The sequence below is a fragment of the Gracilimonas mengyeensis genome (assembly GCF_900182705.1).
GTDB lineage: Bacteria > Bacteroidota > Rhodothermia > Balneolales > Balneolaceae > Gracilimonas > Gracilimonas mengyeensis.
The window spans coordinates 71,176-93,530 of record NZ_FXTP01000013.1 but is presented as its reverse complement, the minus strand read 5'-3'; the positions used below and the strand labels follow the sequence as shown (position 1 = coordinate 93,530).

The 22,355-nt window shown below is 43.1% G+C and carries 19 protein-coding genes; 7 read left to right on the top strand and 12 right to left on the bottom strand.

The genetic code is table 11. The features are described from left to right. Positions 1-8: 8 nt before the first annotated feature. From FN815_RS14555 to FN815_RS19360, 10 genes are all read right to left on the bottom strand, one after another. Positions 9-722: a hypothetical protein gene (locus FN815_RS14555; protein WP_142455378.1), complete on the bottom strand. Its 714-nt coding sequence runs from the start codon at positions 720-722 to the stop codon at positions 9-11. A gap of 5 nt (positions 723-727) precedes the next feature. Next, positions 728-1,471, bottom strand: a complete 744-nt coding sequence (locus FN815_RS14550; protein ID WP_142455377.1) for a Rho termination factor N-terminal domain-containing protein — start codon at positions 1,469-1,471, stop codon at positions 728-730. A 74-nt stretch (positions 1,472-1,545) separates the two neighbouring features. Beyond that, on the bottom strand, positions 1,546-2,241 hold the full coding sequence (locus FN815_RS14545; protein WP_142455376.1) for a hypothetical protein: 696 nt from the start codon (positions 2,239-2,241) through the stop codon (positions 1,546-1,548). Positions 2,242-2,804: 563 nt separating this feature from the next. Further along, on the bottom strand, positions 2,805-4,571 hold the full coding sequence (locus tag FN815_RS14540) for a sodium:solute symporter family protein (protein WP_142455375.1): 1,767 nt from the start codon (positions 4,569-4,571) through the stop codon (positions 2,805-2,807). Between the two features lie 3 nt (positions 4,572-4,574). After that, positions 4,575-4,832, bottom strand: coding sequence for a DUF4212 domain-containing protein (locus FN815_RS14535; RefSeq protein WP_142455374.1), 258 nt, complete (start codon positions 4,830-4,832; stop codon positions 4,575-4,577). Between the two features lie 312 nt (positions 4,833-5,144). After that, positions 5,145-6,347, bottom strand: a complete 1,203-nt coding sequence (locus FN815_RS14530) for a GIY-YIG nuclease family protein (protein WP_142455373.1) — start codon at positions 6,345-6,347, stop codon at positions 5,145-5,147. 523 nt (positions 6,348-6,870) lie between these two features. Beyond that, positions 6,871-7,284, bottom strand: a complete 414-nt coding sequence (locus tag FN815_RS14525; protein WP_142455372.1) for a type II toxin-antitoxin system VapC family toxin — start codon at positions 7,282-7,284, stop codon at positions 6,871-6,873. Beyond that, positions 7,277-7,456 (bottom strand): hypothetical protein, encoded by a 180-nt coding sequence (locus FN815_RS14520; RefSeq protein WP_142455371.1) that lies wholly within the window; start codon positions 7,454-7,456, stop codon positions 7,277-7,279. Before FN815_RS14520 ends, FN815_RS14525 begins: the two co-directional genes overlap by 8 nt. A gap of 367 nt (positions 7,457-7,823) precedes the next feature. Continuing rightward, positions 7,824-9,119 carry a class II aldolase/adducin family protein gene (locus tag FN815_RS14515; RefSeq protein ID WP_142455370.1) on the bottom strand — a complete coding sequence of 432 codons (1,296 nt, stop codon included), beginning with the start codon at positions 9,117-9,119 and terminating at the stop codon, positions 7,824-7,826. Continuing rightward, positions 9,019-9,645 (bottom strand): DUF6713 family protein, encoded by a 627-nt coding sequence (locus FN815_RS19360; protein ID WP_425461079.1) that lies wholly within the window; start codon positions 9,643-9,645, stop codon positions 9,019-9,021. The genes FN815_RS14515 and FN815_RS19360 overlap by 101 nt, the downstream gene beginning before the upstream one ends. A 417-nt stretch (positions 9,646-10,062) precedes the next feature. Between FN815_RS19360 and FN815_RS14510 the strand changes: the two genes are divergently transcribed. Both FN815_RS14510 and FN815_RS14505 read left to right on the top strand, forming a co-directional pair. Further along, entirely contained in the window at positions 10,063-11,808 is a 1,746-nt protein-coding gene (locus FN815_RS14510; RefSeq protein WP_142455369.1) for a Na/Pi cotransporter family protein, read from the top strand. Between the two features lie 154 nt (positions 11,809-11,962). Continuing rightward, positions 11,963-13,105, top strand: a complete 1,143-nt coding sequence (locus FN815_RS14505; RefSeq protein ID WP_142455368.1) for a PAS domain-containing sensor histidine kinase — start codon at positions 11,963-11,965, stop codon at positions 13,103-13,105. 61 nt (positions 13,106-13,166) lie between these two features. On the opposite strand, the gene FN815_RS14500 is transcribed toward FN815_RS14505, so the two are convergent. Both FN815_RS14500 and FN815_RS14495 read right to left on the bottom strand, forming a co-directional pair. Further along, positions 13,167-13,580, bottom strand: a complete 414-nt coding sequence (locus FN815_RS14500; RefSeq protein WP_246075313.1) for a DUF1761 domain-containing protein — start codon at positions 13,578-13,580, stop codon at positions 13,167-13,169. Positions 13,581-13,707: 127 nt separating this feature from the next. Beyond that, entirely contained in the window at positions 13,708-15,678 is a 1,971-nt protein-coding gene (locus FN815_RS14495; RefSeq protein WP_142455367.1) for a GNAT family N-acetyltransferase, read from the bottom strand. Between the two features lie 696 nt (positions 15,679-16,374). Between FN815_RS14495 and recA the strand changes: the two genes are divergently transcribed. From recA to purH, 5 genes are all read left to right on the top strand, one after another. Continuing rightward, on the top strand, positions 16,375-17,442 hold the full coding sequence (gene recA, locus FN815_RS14490) for a recombinase RecA (protein WP_142455366.1): 1,068 nt from the start codon (positions 16,375-16,377) through the stop codon (positions 17,440-17,442). Beyond that, the gene (locus FN815_RS14485) at positions 17,432-18,127 is read left to right on the top strand and encodes a regulatory protein RecX (RefSeq protein WP_185957313.1); all 696 of its coding nucleotides are present in this window, start codon (positions 17,432-17,434) and stop codon (positions 18,125-18,127) included. The genes recA and FN815_RS14485 overlap by 11 nt, the downstream gene beginning before the upstream one ends. Beyond that, a complete protein-coding gene (locus FN815_RS14480; RefSeq protein WP_142455364.1) occupies positions 18,124-19,212 on the top strand; it encodes an AI-2E family transporter in 1,089 nt (362 codons plus the stop codon). The genes FN815_RS14485 and FN815_RS14480 overlap by 4 nt, the downstream gene beginning before the upstream one ends. 762 nt (positions 19,213-19,974) lie before the next feature. Next, positions 19,975-20,562, top strand: coding sequence for a phosphoribosylglycinamide formyltransferase (gene purN / locus FN815_RS14475; RefSeq protein WP_246075312.1), 588 nt, complete (start codon positions 19,975-19,977; stop codon positions 20,560-20,562). A gap of 17 nt (positions 20,563-20,579) precedes the next feature. Next, positions 20,580-22,154, top strand: a complete 1,575-nt coding sequence (gene purH / locus FN815_RS14470; RefSeq protein ID WP_142455362.1) for a bifunctional phosphoribosylaminoimidazolecarboxamide formyltransferase/IMP cyclohydrolase — start codon at positions 20,580-20,582, stop codon at positions 22,152-22,154. Positions 22,155-22,355 lie beyond the last annotated feature (201 nt).

The window sequence follows — 22,355 nt, the reverse complement described above, 5'->3', positions numbered from 1 at the left end:
TAGGCAGTTTATAACACGTTTTTTGCAATATCCGCAAGCAGGGGCACTCCCCCTGTTTCCAAATCCGGAATAGGCGCGGCACCATTAAAAAACCATCCCTCGATAGTGGGCTCAAGGCTTATGCCCAACATAGTATGGCCTGTCAGGTTTGCAAGACGAATGCACTGTTCTTTAACTTCAGGGGGATACTCTCCTCCATAAGTCTTCCCTTGATACACAATCAATGAACTCTCTTTCTCCGGTGGATATAAATCATCCAGAGATAAACGGTAAGTCTTTAATCCCGCTCTTGCTGCCAGGATATGCCACTCCTGTTTAGACCGCCAGTTTCCCGCAATGCTGCGTGGACCTGCCGCATTGATCCACGCCCCTGGCATAGCTTCCAAAGCACTGACAAAAAAAGTGGTCATTTCATGGACGGCATAGTCATAATCCTGGTCATCCACAGGGTGCTCCAATTTAAATGGAATTTGTTTTAGACGATTTATGCCTCCTGTGGTCTGATCTCTGAATAAAGGAGTTCCGTTAGAAAGCACCCCATTGAAAGTAGCAGAGTTTTTATTCACCCGGTGAACCCAATTTTTTGCAGAGGCCAGCTGGCCATGGGTAACCAACCGAACCCTGCAAAAATCGAGTTTTTTTAGATAATGAACCGCCCACTCTGCACTTGGATCTGAATCTTCGGCAAGAATGAGCAGCTCTTTTTCGCTTGATGATATCATACACCTTACCGGCCTTCACTCACTTTATCCACGTCATCGTTATCGTCATAATCAGGTTCATTTCTCAGGGCGCCTTTATTCAGATCGGGACGTAAACTTTGTTTTATAAAATGCTCAAGCCGCTGCAAGGTCACCTGTTGCTCAGAAAGGGATGCCTGTACCCGTCCAATTTTATTATTCAGATCGCTGGGATCAAAGAAATTGCCCGGCTGAAATCCACCTTCATGCTCCGATTTCTCTTTCTCTCCCTTACCTTCTTTCTCTGATTTCTCTTTTTCGCTTTTACCCTCTTTTTCGGCTTTTTCTTTTTCACTCTTGCCCTCTTTCTCGGCCTTCTCCTTTTCTGCCTTGCCTTCCTTCTCGGCTTTTTCTTTCTCGCCTTTACCTTCTTTTTCCCCTTTGGTTTTACCTTCCCGTTCCTCCTTCACATTCTTTTCAGGGAAGTTCTTGCCTTCAGGCTGAAAGAGCTTATCCGGAGTCTTCTCCTTAACAAACTTTGGGATAAACTCCCGCAAACGGTCTTCCAGATATCTGTCCAGTTCAGCCCGGACTACTTCCCGGATTACGCCTTCGAGTCGTTTAATATCTAAATCTCCTGCTGCTGATTTCTGAGCCTTCAATATGGCCTCAACGAGTTCAGATTTTTTCATGTCGCTGTACCCCGTTACGGCATCATGATCCAGTTTTTTGGCTATATCGCGTAATTCCTTAACGTTTTTATCTTTGAGTTCTCTTTTTGTGTAATTCATAGTTCTCGTAGTTTTTTATTTTTGATTGTACCGATGATTAGATGCTGCTTTTCGAAAAATCCCTTTGTTTTTTATTACCAGTATAGCACCCACTGGCCGTCTATAAGGCGGCCATGCCCCTGAAGTGTTATCCTGCGGTCTCCCTCATAAATAGGCGAGGTTACCGCAACCCGGTGTAGTTTTAATCCCGAATGAATGACCATCTTCCCCAACTTATAGGTGCAAAAATATCGTTTGCGCCTAGGGATTAAGTCTTCGACTTCCTGATTCGCTATTTCAGAATGATCAATGTCCCAAATATCCAATCCGCCGCCGGCTTTAGGCAATTCAATGGGCAGCGTAAAGGTAAACATTTCATCCCTGTTGGTTTCTTCGATGGTGGTTTCTTTCCCATTCCAGGGAATAGATAAGTGCTGTACATCAAAATGATAAGTGGGACCCGGTATCCTGGGAAGGCCATTTTCCAGCCAGATGTGAAATCCCGGGACGGCAAATTTTTTTGTAACGGTTACCTTCTGCCCCATATGATCCTCTAAATCTTTCTCCACTTTTTTATATAAAAACCCCAGCTGCTCTCTTAGTTTTGTGTTGATAGCGTCAGCTTTTTGCTGGTACTTCTCATAAGATTCTGTGGCTGCGTCCAGATAGGATGATGCGCCGAGAGTATAGAAACCATCCGAACGTTCTACCCAATCATTTTCGAAGTTGTCCACAATGGACTTAATCCTGGATATTTCTTTTTCAGTCAATAATGGATGCGTCTCTATCATTTTCTTTTCCCCGATTGATAAATATTATAATGAGATGTCTACAGTCAAATAGAAAGGAAGAATAAATCCCCGGTATAATATTGTGATATTTACCCCCCTTTTGTACCTCGCCCTAAATCTATAAAATGAACTATAAATTGTAAAATTTAACTTGAATTATTTATTCAATAATCATTTTATTAGAAAAAAATACTACTAAATATAACGTTCAAAATATTATAAAATATAAACCTGCGCGTGATTTATTTTTTGGATTATGAATGATAATTCAATACACCAAGAGCATGACATGCCTCTTATTTCATAACAGTAACCGGCGTATTCCCTCTAATATTACTCCTGTATTGGGTTTGATTAGATAAGTCACTCTTTTGTACAGACGGGCTTAGAGCCATCTACCCAAGATGCGATAAAACCATCCCGAACACGATCTGACGAATGGCTTTCCTACCCGTGCCCGTAATCCTGCAAAAGAGTCGTCCGATCGTTAGCTAAGGCTTCCGTGCTCGAATTCTACCCATCGGTCGGACGGGCTGAAAGCCGTCGGACCGATGGGCTGTTTTCTACTGCGGATAACGAATGCTTTCCACCATCTCCTGCACATCCTCGGGCGGTTCGGGATAGATCATCCCAACAGCAAAGGAAACCAGCAGGTTCAGGATCATACCCAGCGTACCGATGCCTTCCGGTGAAATGCCAAACCACCAGTATTCCGGTGAGTTGAACTCCGGATAGGCAATCTTGAAGAAGATGACATAGGCAAGGGTAAACAACAGTCCGGCAATCATTCCGGCGATGGCACCCTCCCGGTTCATCTTCTTATAGAAAATTCCAAGGATGATGGCCGGGAAAAACGAAGCGGCCGCCAATCCAAAGGCAATAGCCACCACTTCCGCCACAAAGCCCGGCGGATTGATACCGAAATATCCGGCTACCAACACGGCACCGGCTGCGGCTACACGAGCCCACATCAGTTCGGCTTTATCGCTGATATCGGTTTTGATCTGTTTTTTGATAAGATCGTGGGAAACCGCCGTGGAAATCACCAATAACAAACCGGCGGCCGTAGAAAGGGCGGCTGCAAGTCCACCGGCGGCTACCAGGCCTGCAACCCAAGCGGGCAGATTTGCAATTTCGGGATTGGCCAGCACCATAATATCGCGATCCACATAGAGTTCATTGGGACCTTCGGCAGGCGCGTTGTTGACTTGCACCTCCCCAAATGGACCCCGGATAATTTCTCCGGCTTCATTTCGCTGTATGTCCGGCAAGCCTTCAATAGCCGCGCCCGGAGCATAGGTGATGATGCCATTATCATCTTTATCTACCCAGGTAAGCAAGCCCGTTTCTTCCCAGGTGCCAAACCACTCGGGCATTTCGGTGTATTCTTCCTCGCTTACCGTTTCCATCATATTGTACTTGGCAAAGGCCGCAATAGCCGGTGCGGTGGTGTAAAGAATCGCGATAAAAATCAGGGCATAGCCGACTGAAATACGGGCGTCTTTTACTTTGGGCACCGTGAAAAAACGCACAATCACGTGCGGGAGTCCGGCCGTACCAATCATCAGTGCAGCCGTGATGAAGAAGACATCCTGCATGCTTTTGGTGCCGCTGGTGTAAGCCGCAAAACCAAGCTCAGTGTGCAGTTGATCCAGTTTCTCAAGCAGGTATTGACCGGAGCCGTCTGCCAGCGTGGAACCAAAGCCGAGTTGTGGAATCGGATTCCCTGTAAGCTGAAAGGAGATGAAGAAAGCCGGCACCATGAAAGCAAATATCAGCACACAGTATTGCGCCACCTGCGTGTAGGTGATGCCTTTCATCCCGCCTAATACGGCATAAAAGAAAACAATGGCCATCCCAATCAGTACGCCGATATCAATATTTACCTCCAGGAACTTGGAAAAGACCAGCCCCACCCCGCGCATTTGTCCGGCCACGTAGGTGAAGGAAACGATCACCGCACAAACCACACCGATGGTACGCGCAAAGTTGGAGTAGTAGCGATCGCCGATGAAATCGGGAATGGTGAATTTGCCAAATTTGCGAAGATACGGTGCCAGCAAAAGTGCCAGTAGCACATAGCCGCCGGTCCACCCCATCAGGTACACCGCGCCGTCGTATCCCATAAAGGAAATGAGTCCGGCCATGGAGAGAAAGGAAGCCGCCGACATCCAATCCGCCGCTGTGGCCATCCCGTTGGTAAGCGGACTCACATGCGAGCCCGCTACATAAAAATCACTGGTATTGCCGGCCTTCGACCAAATGGCGATGCCGATGTAAATGGCAAAGGTTATGCCTACTAAAATATACGTCCATACTTGTACATCCATGGATCAGTCCTCCTGTACGTTAAATTCGCGGTCCAGCTTGTTCATCAGGTACACGTACACAAAGATGAGAATGACGAATGTATAAATGGAACCCTGTTGGGCAAACCAAAACCCGAGTTTGAACCCGCCCATGGTGATTTCATTCAGCACCGGGACCAGTAAAATCCCGAAGACATATGAAACCACAAACCAGATGGAGAGCAAAATCCCCAGATATTTTAGATTCCGTTTCCAATAACCTTTTAAGTCCCGTTCCGACATATAGTTGTAACCTCCTAATTTTTATTCCGGCTTATTATGCGGTATTTAGGGGAAGGAATCAAATACTAATCACAGTTCTGTAGATTTAGGGGTAAGCCAGATAAAAAATCACAAGTCGCATATCGCAAATCGATCAATCGCAGGTCTGGTAGATACTGTTTTTTGGGTGGGATGAGCTACGTTGGTTACTTCAGATACGGCTATCGGATTATTGAGAGGTTGAAGAGGGCTTGTTACCGCTTTATTGATTTATCTATTGTTTTGAATCGGAGGTTTACGGGACTGTGGTTCGTAACTAGGAGAGCCACAATATTAAAAAAAGTGATTATCAATACGCCATTCCTGATCTAGAATATTTCCTGCTTCTTGTTTAGTTAGTTCAAACCATTCACCTTTTTTTCTCGCAGAACTGTAATACTCATGAAGTTTAGACTCCGTTTTCTTACTACTGACAGGAAAATATCCTTTGAGGATTAAAGAGCGAGGATTACCCGTTTGATTTCCAGATCTTCTTGAAGGAACTCCAGATTCAACATTAGTATATCCTATTTTATAAAAGCTAGTATCTTTTTCTTTTAGTAAATAAACAAAGCCTCCTTCGAGATCATCTCCTATTGGATCAAAAATATTACTATGATTATTCTCATCATTCTGAAACATATCTCTCCAAATTTTAAGAGGCGCTCTTTCAGACTCAGATCTCATCATATTATCAGTTTCGCCATCGCTTAACATTCTTTTTAAATCTTTTAAGCTAAATTGACTCTTACCTGTTTCAAAACCATAATACTCTTTCATTATTTCCATGTCCCTTTCAACAATCGCAATCCAGTCATCATCTCTGATATAAGCTGCACGAACTGGTATTTTAGGAAAAATAGATTCTAAATACCGATAAGAAGTAATAGAAAAGTTTTTTTCAAATGGATTTGGTAACTCTTTAGGTGGCGGACTATTAAAATAACTTATTGCAGCGGACTTGTACTCAGAATTTCTCTCTAAAATTAAATTTCGTTGTTCGAAAGGGGATTTCTCCTTTGGATCAAACCTCTTATAAGAATATTTCTCTCGGAAATCTGGAGAGTAAAAGTTTTCAATTATGTATTGTACTTCTTTGGCGTAAGGTTCATATAGAGAATTAAGTATATCATCTTTTGAGTCTGGATTATTAAGGCAAGTGGCACTAATCCAGTTACAGATCTGCTTTCTAATTAATTCTATCTCAGCATTTTTGAACCAATTAAAGAAATTATTTTCAAGTGATACTATGAAAAGTACATAATTAGAAAAATTTCCTAATCTAAAATCACCTTCATTAATTAATCGCCATAAATCTGTCAAGTAATGATGGTTCTCTCCTTCTGCACTTATAAATAATGAGATATAATCGGTACGAGTTCTTAACCCTTCAAAGTTTCGAACCCGTGATAAAAACTCCTTCTTACTTAATTTAGCCTTCTTATGGATAGTGGTATTTACTATGACCGTATTTTTCTTGTTATCAAAAAAATCCAATATTTCCTGTTTATAATTAGTGACTGTTGAACTAATAACGTTCCAAAATAAATACTATCTCTGTCAAAAACCGTCACCCTCAATAAGGATTATTTAAAAGTGATTATTAAACCAAATATTTCATTCCGTTAAATTTTGGATCACATATGGGCGCTCATTACGAAACCCTAAATCGCTCATCGGTATCTCGATCTATCTAATATACCATTTATCGATACGGAAAGTCCCGTCGCTAATCTCCGACACAAATGGTACTTGTACAGCTTATTTACAACAGGAAGCTGGAGCTTCCCGGAATGCATTACCAAGCAGAGCTTGGTAACGAGAACGAAGGTGTGTAATGAGGACAGGGACAACCTTATCTGCTCCATTTTTAGCCACAAAGGCACCAGGGCACAAAGGTTCACGAAGACTCCGTGCTTTTTCTTTGTGATTCTTCGTGACTTGGTGTCCTGGTGGCAACACTTAATGGATAATTCAATTACAAAAGGCAAAACATGTTGAAACGTTTTTGTATCAGCCGCTATATCTCAGAAAGAGAAATTTCCTGTATCGATTTGAAATCCTTTGTGTTAAAAGTGGCTACTTCATAGATGCTGTGTGCCAAGCTAATGCTAATTATCTCAAAGTCATGGATTTTAAGACCGGATGGGGAATAGCGATGAACCAAGTCTAACAAAATTGCCATTGATTCCGGTGTAGGATAGATAACCTCTACACTTTGGATGATCTCCTCAATAATCTCCAAAGCCAATTCAGCATTTAGATTATAGCCTGAGGATTTTGTAACTACTGCTAAAAATTCGATCAAGTTCTTTGAGGTAGTTACCAGCTGTTTATCTGTCTGATCTAAGATCTTCTTTGCTTGATCGAAGTATTTTGAGTCCTCATCAATCCCATATACAAAGATATTGGTATCAATAAGTCCCCTACTCATGGGCTACAGATCTCAAATTTTGATTATCCAGCTTCCCCTTTAGTTTTAAAGACCGGATATTTAATTTTGTTTTTTTAGTCTTATTAAGAGAAGATAAATACAAGTATACCTTTTCCAGTTCTGTTTCAGAGAGCTGATCTATTTCTTTTTTTACTTTCTCTTTTGTAATCATGGCATGCAGATTTGTTGACAACAATAATGTAACCAACGCCAAGGAATTTTCATAAGTATAGCAATGGTTGGGGTATGGCTGTTAACATGATATTGATCAGATTTCCTAATCCACAGTATCATTCAATCGCTCATCGCATACCGGTCATTCGATCTATCGAATATCCGGTCAATACAATTTATCGGGGTGATGAGCTTCGTTGTTGATTTCCGGCATGGGTAAGAGTTTAATTGTTTTGAACCGGAGGTTCGGAACGAGCTCAAACCTTATCGGCCCCATTTTTAGCCACAAAGGCAGAACAAGTTGAAATACAAAATGCGCTTACATAGACTTTGGAACGATCAATGCAAAAAAATCCATCAAAAAACTACGCCAAAAATTTCTCCCGTAGTGCTTTTACCTGTTCCTCATTAATTGGAACCAATTTTCCTAATGAAGCTCCCATTACCAGCGATTTGGCACTGAATTCAGCCACTTCAAGCCGGTCAAAGGTTCCCAGTAATTTGTCGCCGGTAACCAGCACGGAATCGTTGTTAATGATAACGGCCGGCGTATTTTCTGACAGCGTATTTAAGATTTCTTCTTCACCCGTGAAGTGCGAACCAAAGGGCACATTGGGCAAATCCTGAAGGAAAATCCAGCTTTCGGGAATCGTGCGTACATCCAGCTTTTCGTGGCTTACCCCGTAGGCCATCAAATACGGCGTTTGGGAATGAATGATGGAGTTGATTCCGGGATTGCGGCGATAAATTTCCTGGTGCAGCCAAGTTGCACGGCTTGGTATTTTGCCGGGTTCGCGTTTGCCGTCTTTAATCTGCACAATATCCTCATTTTGTATATCCCAACGTGACACTTCGGTGGGCGTAATCAAAAAATCATCCTCGCGCCAGCGCACAGAAACCGTGCCGTACGAACTGATCATCAAGCCCTGATTGCAAGCCCGGTGCACAATTTTTTTGATTTCCTGCCGGATAGCTCGTTCATCCGATGGGTGTTCCACCTGATCCAGTTCCGGGAGCAATCGTGGAATCTGGCGTTCAAATTCTTCAATCTCCGCATCCTTTAAATAATTGGGAGTGCCGATGGTATTCCCATAGATGATAGTCCTCCCACAAAATTCCAGGGTTTCAAATCGCTGGAAAGCAGCACCTAAATCAGTCCCTCCCACTACCGTGCCATGATTTTCCATGATTACCGCATTAAATCCCTTGATAAATTCATCGGCGATTCTGCTGCCAAGCTCTTCACTTCCGGGCAATTCGTAGGGTGCGTAGCCTATTCCGCCACACACTTTTTTGGCCTGCGGAATGATATTGGTATTCGGGATCTGCCGCACGGTGCTGAAGGAAACTAAAGCCGGCGGATGGGCATGAATGATAGCTTTAATGTCGGGACGGCAATCATAAATCGCTTTATGAAAAGGATACTCGGAAGATGGCTTATGACGCCCTTCAATCGACCCATCTTTTTTAACCTGAACAATATCAGAAGCCCGCAGCGAACCTTTATCGATGGCAGATGGGGTAACCCAAATGTCCCCATTCTCATCAATAATGGAAACATTACCCCCTGAAGTAGTGGTTAAACCACTCCGATAAATCTTGTCGATGATCAAGGTGATTTGGTCGCGGGGATGCATCAAAGAGGTATCTAAATTTTTCATTGTTGAATTTGAAACTGTTGGTTATAGAAGTAGAAATAATGGCATTGCGCAGAAGGTACGCAGCAAATATGTTGGAATGATAAATAAGGAACAAGAAGCTAAAAAGCCAAACGGTGGTAATAGCATGCGTACATTGGCCGCTTAATTCGCGGTAAATATAACAACGCAGAGATTGAGTATTGCGAATATTGAAGTTCCATAAATATACATTCGTGAACTTAAAAGTATTAAAATCGTAATCGGGGTGAGAGGAAAGTCTCCAATGCAAACCAGCATGAATGATCAAAAAAACATCCAGTCCGATTACAGACCAAAATTTAATGCTCGCATCCGGATGGGTAACTAACCAGAATAAGACACTGAAAAGTGGTACATGGAGAATAATAAACAAAGAACGAGCTTTATACTCTTCCATATTTCGCAATACAAATAAAAGTCGCCATTCTTTTTTGTGAACAGCATCAAGTTCATGAGCTATAAATCCCGAGAGGGCGATATAAAATGTGAAATCAATTAATGCAGTCAATTTGTATAAAATGAATTTTTGGAAAGGAGAAATAGCGGCTTGGCGTTGATTTTAAAAATGTACTGCAGAAATTGAGTGATGCAAAACCTTTTTACTTTCAACACTACACAAATTTCAGTCCGCTGAAGATTGGGCAACATTGATGGTACGGCTTGGAAAATCATACATCGCATATCAATTTGTCGAGAATCTGTTTAAAACCATTTTTCGTCAGAGAAGCTCCTTCTCTCGTCTTAAAAACAATATTTCGAATTAGTGTTTACCATCCCGGTATTACTTTATTCCAACCATTGTGTTAAGGAATTATTAAACCTGCCCCATTTTATCATTTAGAACCATGCTTCTCATTATATTTGCGTGCTTTATTTTAAAGGATTTACATAGCTTTTAGATACTAACCAACATTATTATCAGCTCATGACGTATAGCTTTTTTGACTTTCTGCAACTTATTGGGGCACTTGGCATTTTCATTTATGGAATGAAGGTGTTTAGTGACGGACTTCAAAAGGTAGCCGGAAGCCGCTTGCGTTCTATCCTGAAAGGCATGACTACCACCCGTTTTCGTGGTATTTTTACGGGATTTGCCGCCACAACCATCACGCAATCCTCCTCTACCACCACCGTGATGGTTGTGAGTTTTGTAAATGCGGGGCTGATCACCTTCCTTGAATCCACTGGGGTTATTATGGGCGCCAACATCGGTACCACCGTAACAGCCTGGATGGTTTCTCTTTTCGGCTTTAAGATGCAGATTACGCCCGTTGCCATCATGTTTATCGGGATCTTTTTCCCCTTCATGTTTGTGGGCAAGGAAAAGCTCAACAACCTGGCCGAGGCGATGATTGGTTTTGGTATCCTGTTTATTGGACTGGAATTCATCAAAAACGGGGTTCCAAACATCCAGGAAAATCCCGAGATGTTTATGTTCCTGGATCAATTCACGGAATTTGGATTCTTCTCCATATTGATTTTTGTAGTGATAGGAACCTTGCTTACCCTCCTCACCCAGTCTTCCTCGGCTGCTTCTGCTATCACTTTAGTAATGTTGTTCCAGGGCTGGATTGATTTCCCTATTGCGGCAGCCATGGTACTTGGAGAAAACATCGGAACTACGGTTACCGCCAATATAGCCGCCATTGTTGGAAATGTGTATGCCAAACGTGCTGCAAGATTTCACTTCGTGTTTAACGTTTTAGGGGTGATATGGATGCTGGTGCTGATGCAACCCTTTTTGTGGGGTATTGATACCACCATGTCATATTTTTCGCCGGAGCACGGCTCTATCTTTAACACCAGCGATGAGCTCGGCCGGGCCAACGCCACTCTTGCCCTCTCGCTTTTTCACACCACCTTCAATGTGCTTAACGTGCTGTTGATGATTGGGTTTGTACCACATGTGGTTCGACTCATCGAAAAATACCAAACCGAAAAGAAAGGAGAAGACAGTACCCACCGCCTCCAGTATATTTCTTCGGGGATGATGTCTTCGCCGGAGCTATCCATGTCACAGGCTCATAAAGAGATTGAGCTGTTCGCTAAACTTATTGAGAAAATGCATTTCAGCATGCAGGCCCTGTTGTTTAAGAAGCAAAACAAACAGGATAAATTCCTAAAGAAGATTAAAAAGCGGGAAGAGATTACAGATAATATTGAACTGGAAGTGGCCGAATATCTCACCAAAATTTCCAGCTTTAACCTGTCAGAAACGGCCACCCGCCGTATCCGTGGTATGCACAGCATTATCAATGACCTGGAACGTGTGGGAGACATTTATTACCAGATGTCGAAAACCTTTGAGCAAATGCAGAATGAAGGCACACAGTTTAAGGAACCGGTAATGGTTCGCCTCAAAGAGATGATGAACCTGATTCACGAAGATATCCGCCTGGTTCGTGAAAATCTGAAGAAAGATTACGGTACTATTGACCTGGATGAAGCTCAGGAAATCGAGAAAACCATCAACAGCTACCGTGATAAATTAATGGATTTCCACTACCTGCAGCTTGAGAGTAACACCTACTCTAACAAAGAAGGCTTTATTTTTCTTGATTATGTGAACCGTCTTGAGAAAATCGGGGATCACCTTTTCAACGTGAATGAAGCCCTGGCTGGTGTTAAGGTGAAAGCCGCTTACGAGAAAGTGGTTGAAGAACGCGGATAATTGCTCCCGCACTTTCTTCCCTCAAAAAGAATAACAGCCCGAATGCAAACTGACCAGGTTGCAATATGCCTGTTCTTCATCCTTTCTTAACCAAGCTTTTCTATTTAGAGCCAAAACGGAAAAAACCGTTAATTGCTCAACCTACTAAGGAGGAATGATGGTAAGGTCCTCTCATTTTGAAAATTCTACGGCTTCAAAAAACCCACAACAGCTCCCGGATGAACGACTGGGTCTGCTCATCAAAAACTCATTTGATCTGTTGGTATTGCTTGATGAAGAGGGCAACCAATGGTATGTGAGTGAGTCTTCAGAGCGCATATTAGGCTATCATCCTGAAGAACTGATGGGTATCTCCGTTATCGATGAAATGATACATCCCGATGATCGTGAGCAAGCTAAACAAGGTCTTCAAAAATTAGTTGATGGTGTTATCAATGCGGGAGCTCAGTACCGCCACAAGCACAAGAACGGCGGATGGGTGTACCTGGAGGCCTATGGTAACAACCAACTGGACAATCCCAATATCAATGCCATTGTCTTAAACGTCCGGGACATATCTGAGCGGAAAGCTGCAGAGGACCGGCTACGGGAGAGCGAGCAACGACTTAGTGAACTGAATGCAGCAAAGGATAAACTCTTCTCTATCATCGGGCACGACCTTCGAAATCCCTTTACCATCATCATAGGTTTAAGTGAATTATTGGTTCAAAACGTTGAGGAAGAAAAACTTAAAGATTTACCGGAACTAGCGGGTACCATTCGTGAGTCCGCCCTTCGTATTAATGATCTGCTTTCTCACCTGTTAACCTGGGCCAAAGCGCAATCCGGCCGGTTTAGCATTGATGCCGAAGAGATTGAAATTACCACTCTGATTCAGGCTGTGGTTCAATTATTCCAGGAATCTGCCGATCAAAAATTCATCACACTGAATATTCCGCTGGAAGCTCCCAGGTATATACAAGCAGATCAGCAAATGGTGCATACGGTGTTGCGGAACCTGCTTTCAAACGCCATCAAATTCACCCCGGAAGGTGGCTCCGTCACCATCTCTGTATCTGAGCAAGAAAATACGTTAGTCATTTCAGTAAAGGATACCGGCATAGGTATTTCAGGAAACCGATTGAATCAGCTATTTCAAATAGAGCATGCACACTCAAATACCGGCACCAAAGGAGAGAAAGGCACCGGACTGGGGCTTCTTTTGTGTAAAGAGTTTGTAGCCTTACACAAGGGCAAAATTTGGGCTGAAAGCACCCTCGGTGAAGGTTCAACCTTCTCGTTTAGTATACCGCTATAAAGCAACCATTGACTTCTCTGTATACTTAACCAATCTTACTCTGAGTACCTGAACGCTTAAGCTACCAGGCGCCGATGATGAGCCCCATCAAAGTAAAAACCACGATCCAGAAGCCGCCATTTATGCCGATGTATTTCCAGGATTTCTGTTCATACAAGGCGTTCACTCCCAAGGCAGTTGCTACCCAGCCGAAACCAGTCAGGAAACCGTAGAAAGCCCCGGTACCTGCCTGTACTTCATTGCCAAAAAACATAGCCAAACAATAAGCCATGATAAACTGAAACAGAAACGTAAGGCCTGAAATCTTGGCCATATTACCCTTGGCTACTTCCTCTTCAGTTATTCCAACTGCATTCATCCATGCTTTTTTGAAAAGCCATCCATACCAAACAAAGCCAACAGCAAAACCTACCAAAGTTGCCGCCAGTACAGCCAACCAATTAATTGTCACTGCTTCCATATTTATTCCCCCCATATTGTTATTATTTATTCCCCATCTTATTCAGCTTAATTGATGGGCTTCAGGGAATTAACAAAATAAATTGAATAGCTACAACAGGCGGTAGTTTGCCTTATTATTTTCACGATTTTTAAAAAACATTTTAATCCGGCTCTGCACTCACAAAACGCTCAATATTACGATTCATTTCTATCCGGTTAACCAGTGACTGAACGATCCGCTGGTATAACTCGCTGCCAAGCACTTTGTCTTCAATACCAAAATCAACATTGGGATTATCATTTACTTCGATCACATATACTTTATCACCTACCATTTTTAAATCTACCCCATATAATCCATCCCCCATTAAACCGGCTGCTTTGCAAGCTATTTGAATTACTTTAGATGGAACTTCCTCAATCGGCAGTGTGAGTGCATCACCGGTTTGCATCTCTTTTGAACCTTGCCAGTTATAAATCTGCCAGTGTCCCGGAGCCATAAAATATTTGCAGGCAAAAAGTGGTTTTTTATCAAGCACGCCTATACGCCAGTCATAATCGGAAGGCATGAATTCCTGGCCCAGCACCAAATCTGATCCCCCAAATAACCGCTGCAATGATTCCTTCATCTCATGGCTGTTTTTCACTTTTGTAACACCCAGAGAGAAGGCACTGTCTGGCTGTTTTAAGATCATGGGGTAACTAAGGTTATACAGATCATATGATTTCAGATTTCCCTTATAAAACACCTGGGTTTTAGGGGTCGGGATGTTATTTGTTTTAAGCCGCTCATACAGGTACACTTTGTTAGAACATCTCAAGATTGACCATGGATCGTCGATGACCGCCAAGCCTTCGGCGTAGGCTTTACGGGCTATTTGATAGGTGTGATTATTTACATTGGTGGTCTCTCGGATAAACAGCGCATCAAATTCTGCCAGGCGGTTGTGATCATTTTTGGTAATATACTCGGTATAGATATCCAGCTTTTCTGCGGCCGCCTCAAATTGTTTCAACCCTTTTTTATCGGAGGGTGGATTCTCCTCATTTGGGTCTACCAGTACCGCCAGGTAATAGCGGTAGTTCTTAAGTTTTTGGCGCTGAAAACGTTTGGTTTTGAAATATTCCCGGGCCAGCTCCTGTATCAGTTGCCGGTCTTTTAACTCTACTTTATTCAAACTTAAAGGGGTGATTTTCCTGATCTCCCATTTTCCATTTTTCTCGAAATCCACCTTAATGAGGGGAGCCTCAAACATCTGGTACAAACTATGCCCCAATGATTTAAAAGAAGGATCTAATGTTTTTGAAAAGTAAATATTCAGCGAAAACTTATTCCCTGATATTTTTTGAAGGCTTTTTTGGATGACTTCATCAATCTCATCCGCAATGAGACGGATCACTCCAATATCCTTAAAATCCCGAATGGTGGTCACGCTTGGAATCGCCCGGTGCTCTCTCGCCGAAGCCAGTAAAGATACGTAATAGCCCATACTCTGATATCGATAGGAATTACACAAGTTAAACACCCGGAGCGCCCTTTCTGAATATGAGTTTTTATTAGAGGTGTAATCTTCTGACGAAATCACCTCCACGTTCTCAAGAGCCAGCCCCCACTCCTTAGGGGTATCAACTACAATCACATTGGCAAGGCGGTTACGAGCCCGTACATCTACGGTCAGAAGCTTTTTAACCATTCGATATCCGTCCTTGCCCCAGTCGTAATAATCTTTCAACTGATCCTGGACTTCAAATCCTTCCTTTTTGTACCACTCTACCAGTTTGGCATTGCTTGCGCTAACTTCCAGTGAAATACGCTCGGCTCCTCTTTCAGTGGCTGCTTCCTCAGCCTTTCTTAATAACAAGATGCCAATACCTTGGCCCTGATAATCCGGATCTACGACCACGGAGAAAATACGTATGCTTCGTTTATAGTGATACAGCACCAGACTGCCCACAGCCTTCCTGTCGCCATCAACTTTTGCCTCTGCTACCCACACCTGCTGGAAGCTACTTCGAAGGCTTAACGCCAGCGTCCGACGGCTACTTTGTTGATATGAGGGGAAAGCTTTGCGCTCAAGTTCTACCAAAAAATCCAGATCGGCTGGAACCGACCGTCTTAACATTACATCCATTGGAAAGCTATTTGTGAAATATAAAATTATCGCTATTTCATTTTAGATCATATAAGCCGCAGAAAATTATTTTAAACAATTGGTCATTTTCCCATCTAAATTTACCATTATATAAAGCAGATAACTTATTGGCATAAAGTAAATAAACACTTTAACCTTTACTTACCTGATCTTCAGACTGCGATGCTCTTTAGAGTTTAAAAATCACAATATTTCGATTCAAATTTACAGGCTTTAGACCAATCGAACTTTATCAACTTCAATGGCTGGGAATTAATCTCGACTTGCAAAAATTAACCTACGCTGGGAACCTACACCGGCATTTATTGAAAGTTAAAAACATCTTTTTTTGTAAGGAATTCAATTACAATCGCTCTTACTTATAACACTCACCTCTTTGAAGTAAATAGATTGACCACCAAAAATGGCATTTGTCAATTACATATATCGAACATATATTTATGTGTGTCCCAAAAAGGGTGACATCATGTGTCACTCCCAGCCCTTATATTTGCGCATGTTAATGAACATCATCAGGGTAAAAGATACTTCACCTGAAAGAATTTATTGTTTTCTGTAATACATGACAGCTTCTTTAGAGGAAGCGTTGAATCTACAGCCCCTGTCCATTATAGATACTGTGGGTCAGGTTTTTCCAAAAAAATTTAGAATACAAACCAAAAAATACGAACACTCATGGCAGACTCAAAAGACAGACAAAAAGCCCTTGATATGGCCGTCGGGCAAATTGAAAAACAACATGGCAAAGGCACTATCATGCGGCTGGGGGCTGAAGCTGTACAGGATATTGACGTGATATCCACCGGTTCCATCATGGTTGATTATGCTCTTGGCGTACAAGGCATTCCCCGGGGACGGGTAACGGAAATCTACGGTCCTGAGGCCAGTGGTAAAACCACCCTGGCACTTCAGGTGATTGCCCAGGCACAAAAGCAGGGAGGCTATGCAGCCTTCATCGATGCCGAGCACGCCTTTGACCCAAGATACGCTAAAGCACTGGGCATCAATGTGGAAGAGCTTTTAGTTTCACAGCCTGATAACGGTGAACAGGCGCTTGAAATCACCGAAACGCTGATTCGCTCCGGTGCCCTGGATGTAGTAGTGGTTGACTCCGTTGCCGCCCTGGTACCACGTGCTGAGCTCGAAGGTGAAATGGGAGATTCGCACATGGGACTCCAAGCCCGTCTGATGTCACAAGCCATGCGTAAGATTACCGGTATCATCAACAAGAGCCGCACCTCCTGTATCTTTATTAACCAGGTTCGTGAGAAAATCGGGGTGATGTTTGGGAATCCTGAAACCACTACCGGTGGACGTGCCCTCAAATTTTATTCCTCCGTCCGGATTGACATCCGCCGCATTGGTTCCATCAAAAAAGGCGACGAGGTGATTGGTAACCGAACCAAAGTGAAGATCGCCAAGAACAAGGTGGCCCCTCCTTTCAAGGTGGTCGAGTTCAACATTATGTATGGAAAGGGAATCTCCAAGCTTTCTGAGATTCTGGATCTTGCCGTAGAGTACGATATCATTGAGAAACGAGGCAGCTGGTTCCGTTACGGTGGCGAGCCCATTGGACAGGGATCAGATGCAGCTATGCAGTTCCTCGAAGAGGATGAAGAGCTCACCAACAAGATTGAAGAGAAAGTACGGGCCAAGCTACGCGGTGAGCTGGAAGAAGAGCTGGATATGGAAGACGACGACAAGAAAAAGGACAAAGAAAAAGACAAGAAAGGTGAAGACTAAACGAAAGTCGAAAGAGGAAAAGCAGGAAGAGGCCGTTCAGCTTCTCCCTGCCCCTGTTTCTGACATACAGGTTCAGAAGAAAAATAGTCACAGGTTTTCTCTTTTTGTGGATAACCAGTTTCTGATTGGAATATCTGAATCTACCCTTACTAATCTGAGCTTAAAGAAAGGCGTTGAAATAACGCCTTCTTTGTTTTGGGAAATCGTTGAAGCCGAAGAGCAATGGGCTGCTAGGGAATACTTTTTCCGTCTACTATCACGTCGAGACCATTCCCGTAAAGAGTTGCGCGACAAGGCATACAAAAAGGGATATAAGGGAAATTTTATAGATACCCTTTTGGATGAGTTTGAACAAAAGGAATACATCGATGACCGCAAGTTTGCCGTGAAATATGCTTCAGACAAATTTGAATTCAATAACTGGGGCCCCTACAAAATTCGAACGCAACTGTTTAAAAAAGGTGTATCTAAGCCGGTAGCTGAACAAGTACTACAACAGGTTTTTGATGAGGATGACATTCGGGAAAGCATGATTGAACTGGTGCAAAAAAAGAAACGAAAGTACCAGCGTGCCGAACCGGAAAAGCGTAAAAAAAAGTTATTCGACTATTTCATGCGAAAAGGGTATGATTCGGAATACATCATGAAATACATGGATGAACTTTTAGGAATCATCGAAGAATGAAGAATATTACGCTGGACCGTGTTGTACGTTTTATCATCGGATTAGCAGCCATTTCTGTGGCACTGCTCATTCTGTATAACTACTCGAACCTGGTGGTTTTCCTGGTACTGGCCATGATTCTAAGTTATGTATTGGATCCTTTTGCAAACCGACTTGAAGCAGCAGGGCTTAACCGTACTTTTGGGATCACCCTTATCTTGGCCACCGTAATTCTCATCCTGGTTTTTATTTCCACCAGCGTGATACCCATTGTTGCCGGACAGATGGCAGAACTTACCGCGCAGCTAAGTCTGGAGAATATCCGTGAGATTGTTATCAGAATTGAGAATCAGCTTACCAATCGGTTTGAATTTATACCTGACGGATTCCTGGAAGAAAATGTGACCCTGGCTTTCAATGAACTTTTTAATATCAACCAGATTTCAGCGGTAGTGAGTGATGCACTAAGTATCTTTACCAGCATCTTTTCTGCCGTTCTGGTAGTTCCCTTTGCAGCTTTCTTCTTTTTGAAAGATGGCAGCAAAATTCGTCGCGATCTCTTGCAAATGGTTCCCAACAAATACTTCGAAACCACTCTTACCGTAATCGATAAAATCGAGCAGCGATTAAGCTTGTATTTCCGGAGCGTATTGCTACAAAGTTTTCTCGTGGCCCTTTCATCCTGGGCTACCCTCAGTATTGCCGGACTTGAAAACTCTATGTCGGTAGGTATCGCAGTTGGCTTGGCAAATACCATCCCCTACTTCGGTCCCGTGCTGGGCTACATTCTATCCATTATCGTATCCATAATTGAAACCGGGAATTTCTCTTTAGTGGCTGCTTGTATCCTTGCAATACTGATTGTGCAATTGCTGGATAACCTGATATTTCAGCCTATGCTTTTCTCAAGATCGGCTGATATGCACCCGGTGGCCATTTTATTCATCATTTTAGTGGGGGCAGAAACAGCCGGGATTTTAGGGATGCTCATTGCCATCCCCATTGCAACCGTAATCAAAATTACCATCACCCAGTTAAGCTGGAGCTTCAATAATTACCAGGTTTTCCGGCGGGATGTAAGCCAAAGCGGAAGTCCGCCGGGATAGGTTTGTTTAGAGGAGCATTGTATCGGTGGAGGTTTCGTTTGTTGGCGCTGGGTCATCCCTATTGGATTTACATATCTAACCGTTCATGAACCCGGAGTAAACTGCGGGGCTACAACCGGCCGTCCCTGCCGGGACTATACGTTGCATATTTTCCCATCCTCTCCCCTCAATAAACAAACTCATCTTTTAGTAGGATTCTTATCTTCCAATAATCCCGTAGGGATGTACGAATATAGCCACGCGGCTTTAACCCATGGTGAAACAAACACCAAATAGCCAAGTCCCAGCGGGACGTCCCGACCTTATCTTATATTGGAAACCAATAAATAAACCACCCTGCACTGAAAGTTCAGGGGTTTGGTTAGGGACTGAAAGTCCCGGTCTCTCCATCCTCCCAGTCATCCAGAGGGTCCCCCCGATGGACCTTGCATTTTGCGGAGCAGCTTCTTTAACCAATTCCCTGAACTATATTTCCTTCGGCTCAAGCGCTGTTGCTGATGGCAGGTTGGCAAATGTTTTCTGGCTAAGGTTCTTCAGCGGTAGCTTCTGAATGACCCCATGCAATCAGCGTTTAGATTCTTTCGAAATACTAAAGTTCTGCACTTAAAGTGCAGGGTTTTAAACCCTGGGCTGGGACCAATAAATCCGTTAACGAAAGCCCAATTTTACAAACTACTTTATTTATCAAATAAACCGCTTTATCCCAGCCAAACATTTGTTATCTTCTTCGCCCTATCAGGTATCGCTAAAAACAACTCTCTTTTGAAAAAGAACATCGTCGTTTTTGCCTCCGGATCGGGCACCAACTTTCAAGCTATTATTGATGCAGCCGAAAGCGGTCATTTGAATGCCCGCATTAGCGGACTTATCACCAATAAAAAGGATATTGGCTCAATTGAACGGGCCAAAAAGCATTCTATCCCCGTAAAAATAATACCTCCTACTGATTTTTCTTCAGAACAGGATTTTGCCACCCACCTTATAAAACAACTCGAAAAATGGAATGCGGATCTCGTGGTGCTTGCCGGTTATCTTAAAAAGATCCCCAAGCAAATGATCCAGGCTTACCCGAATCGGATTTTGAATATCCACCCTGCCCTGTTGCCTAAGTACGGAGGAAAAGGATTTTATGGAATACATGTACACCGGGCAGTACTTGAAGCTGGAGAAGAAGAATCAGGCTGTACTATACACATTGTCACCGAAGCATTTGATGAAGGCCCGGTATTGGCTCAGGCCAAAGTTCCGGTAAAAAAAGATGATACGCCGGAAGAGCTGGCCAATAGAATTTTAAAAGAAGAACACAAATTATACCCCGCTGTTATTCAGCAGCATCTTCAAAACCTCTAAATTAAAGACTAACCAACGTGTCACTCAAACCACTCACCTCACTCCCTGATACTCCCCTCAAAATCAATCGTGCACTCATATCCGTCTCTGATAAAACTGGTTTACCGGAATTGGCCAATGCACTGCATAATGCCGGTGTTGAAATTATCTCTACCGGAGGTACCGCAAAAGTTATCAAAGCGGAAGGCATTCCCGTCAAAGACGTTTCTGAAATAACCGGCTTTGAAGAATGTCTGGACGGACGCGTAAAAACATTGCACCCTGTAGTACATGGCGGAATTCTAGCCCGCACGTCTCATCAACCGGATGTGGACGAAATTGAAAAGCTTGACATAAAGCCTATCGAACTGGTAGTCGTAAATCTCTATCCCTTTAAAAATAAAGTAGCCGATCCTGAAATCACTCCCGCCGAGGCAACAGAGTTTATTGATATCGGCGGACCAACCATGATTCGCGCTGCAGCCAAGAACTTTGCGCATGTTTCTATTTTAAGTGATCCGGCTCAATATGAGTCTTTCGTAGAAGAACTGGAAGAGAAAATGGCTGTTTCCTTTGATACCCGCAGAAGCTTGGCCAAAGCTGCATTTGCCCATACGGCCGATTATGACACAGCCATTTCAAATTACTTCACGGAGCTGATTGAAGAAGAGCCAGCCTCCCAGTTTAATATCTCCCTGCCCGTTTCACAGGAATTGCGGTATGGCGAGAATCCTCATCAAAAAGCTGCAGTGTATGGTGACCAAAGTGCGTACATCGACTGCTTTCATGGCAAGCAACTCAGTTACAACAACTACCTCGATGTAGATGCAGCTCTCAATATCATCGCAGATTTTGGAGATAACGAACAAGCTTGCGCCATCATTAAGCACACTATTCCTACCGGCGTTGGTGTTGGTGCAAACCTTAAAGAAGCTTATGAAAAGGCATTTAGTACCGACCGCGTTTCTCCTTTTGGCGGTATTATCGTAGTAAACCAGGAGTTGGATGTTGAAACAGCCAAAACCATCGACGAGATCTTTACCGAAATCATTATTGCCCCCTCTTACAGCGACGATGCCCTGGCCTTGCTTCAGCAAAAGAAAAATAGACGACTCATCACGCTAAAGAAGAACATTTCCGAAGGTCAGGCAACTTCTTTCCGTTCTATTTTTGGAGGATTATTACAACAGGATGCAGACCTTGGGGAAACAAACCCTGATCAATTCAAGGTGGTATCCAAGCGGGAACCGACGGAACAAGAGCTGAAAGATCTCCTGTTTGCATGGAAAGTAGTACGGCATGTGAAGTCGAATGCTATTGTATATGCAAAAGACGGCCGTACACTCGGGATTGGCTCAGGCCAAACCAGCCGGGTAGATTCTTCTGAAATAGCCGTGGCCAAAGCAAATAAAGAAGGGCTGGAATTGAAAGGCTCGGCCATTGCTTCCGATGCTTTCTTCCCTTTTGCAGATGGTGTTGAAGCTGCCGCTAAAGCAGGCACCACAGCTGTCATTCAACCTGGCGGCAGTATTCGTGATGAAGAAGTCATTGAAAAAGCTAACGAACATGATATGGCTATGATTTTTACCGGGAAGCGACATTTCCGTCACTAAAACCGGCCTGATTTCTTCATTTTTTACCGGGGATTGCTTGCCGCAATCCCCATTTTATTTTGCCATTTGTCCGTATTTATTTCGTTGTTAAGAAATAAGTTTGGTAAACCTAAAATTTTCTTAATAAACAGCTACTATCCATTCGCAAATACAGTCTCAATATTGTATTTTCCGTATCATCTATTTACCCTATTAAGTTCA

What these genes read in the sequence shown, in the direction of transcription:
- FN815_RS14520 (WP_142455371.1), bottom strand. Translation starts at nt 7,456, where the DNA reads ATGATTACAAAAGAGAAAGTAAAAAAAGAAATAGATCAGCTCTCTGAA.
- FN815_RS14555 (WP_142455378.1), bottom strand. Translation starts at nt 722, where the DNA reads ATGATATCATCAAGCGAAAAAGAGCTGCTCATTCTTGCCGAAGATTCA.
- recA (WP_142455366.1), top strand. Translation starts at nt 16,375, where the DNA reads ATGGCAGACTCAAAAGACAGACAAAAAGCCCTTGATATGGCCGTCGGG.
- FN815_RS14550 (WP_142455377.1), bottom strand. Translation starts at nt 1,471, where the DNA reads ATGAATTACACAAAAAGAGAACTCAAAGATAAAAACGTTAAGGAATTA.
- FN815_RS14535 (WP_142455374.1), bottom strand. Translation starts at nt 4,832, where the DNA reads ATGTCGGAACGGGACTTAAAAGGTTATTGGAAACGGAATCTAAAATAT.
- FN815_RS14495 (WP_142455367.1), bottom strand. Translation starts at nt 15,678, where the DNA reads ATGGATGTAATGTTAAGACGGTCGGTTCCAGCCGATCTGGATTTTTTG.
- FN815_RS14480 (WP_142455364.1), top strand. Translation starts at nt 18,124, where the DNA reads ATGAAGAATATTACGCTGGACCGTGTTGTACGTTTTATCATCGGATTA.
- FN815_RS14515 (WP_142455370.1), bottom strand. Translation starts at nt 9,119, where the DNA reads ATGAAAAATTTAGATACCTCTTTGATGCATCCCCGCGACCAAATCACC.
- FN815_RS14525 (WP_142455372.1), bottom strand. Translation starts at nt 7,284, where the DNA reads ATGAGTAGGGGACTTATTGATACCAATATCTTTGTATATGGGATTGAT.
- FN815_RS14545 (WP_142455376.1), bottom strand. Translation starts at nt 2,241, where the DNA reads ATGATAGAGACGCATCCATTATTGACTGAAAAAGAAATATCCAGGATT.
- FN815_RS14540 (WP_142455375.1), bottom strand. Translation starts at nt 4,571, where the DNA reads ATGGATGTACAAGTATGGACGTATATTTTAGTAGGCATAACCTTTGCC.
- FN815_RS14500 (WP_246075313.1), bottom strand. Translation starts at nt 13,580, where the DNA reads ATGGGGGGAATAAATATGGAAGCAGTGACAATTAATTGGTTGGCTGTA.
- FN815_RS14510 (WP_142455369.1), top strand. Translation starts at nt 10,063, where the DNA reads ATGACGTATAGCTTTTTTGACTTTCTGCAACTTATTGGGGCACTTGGC.
- FN815_RS14505 (WP_142455368.1), top strand. Translation starts at nt 11,963, where the DNA reads ATGATGGTAAGGTCCTCTCATTTTGAAAATTCTACGGCTTCAAAAAAC.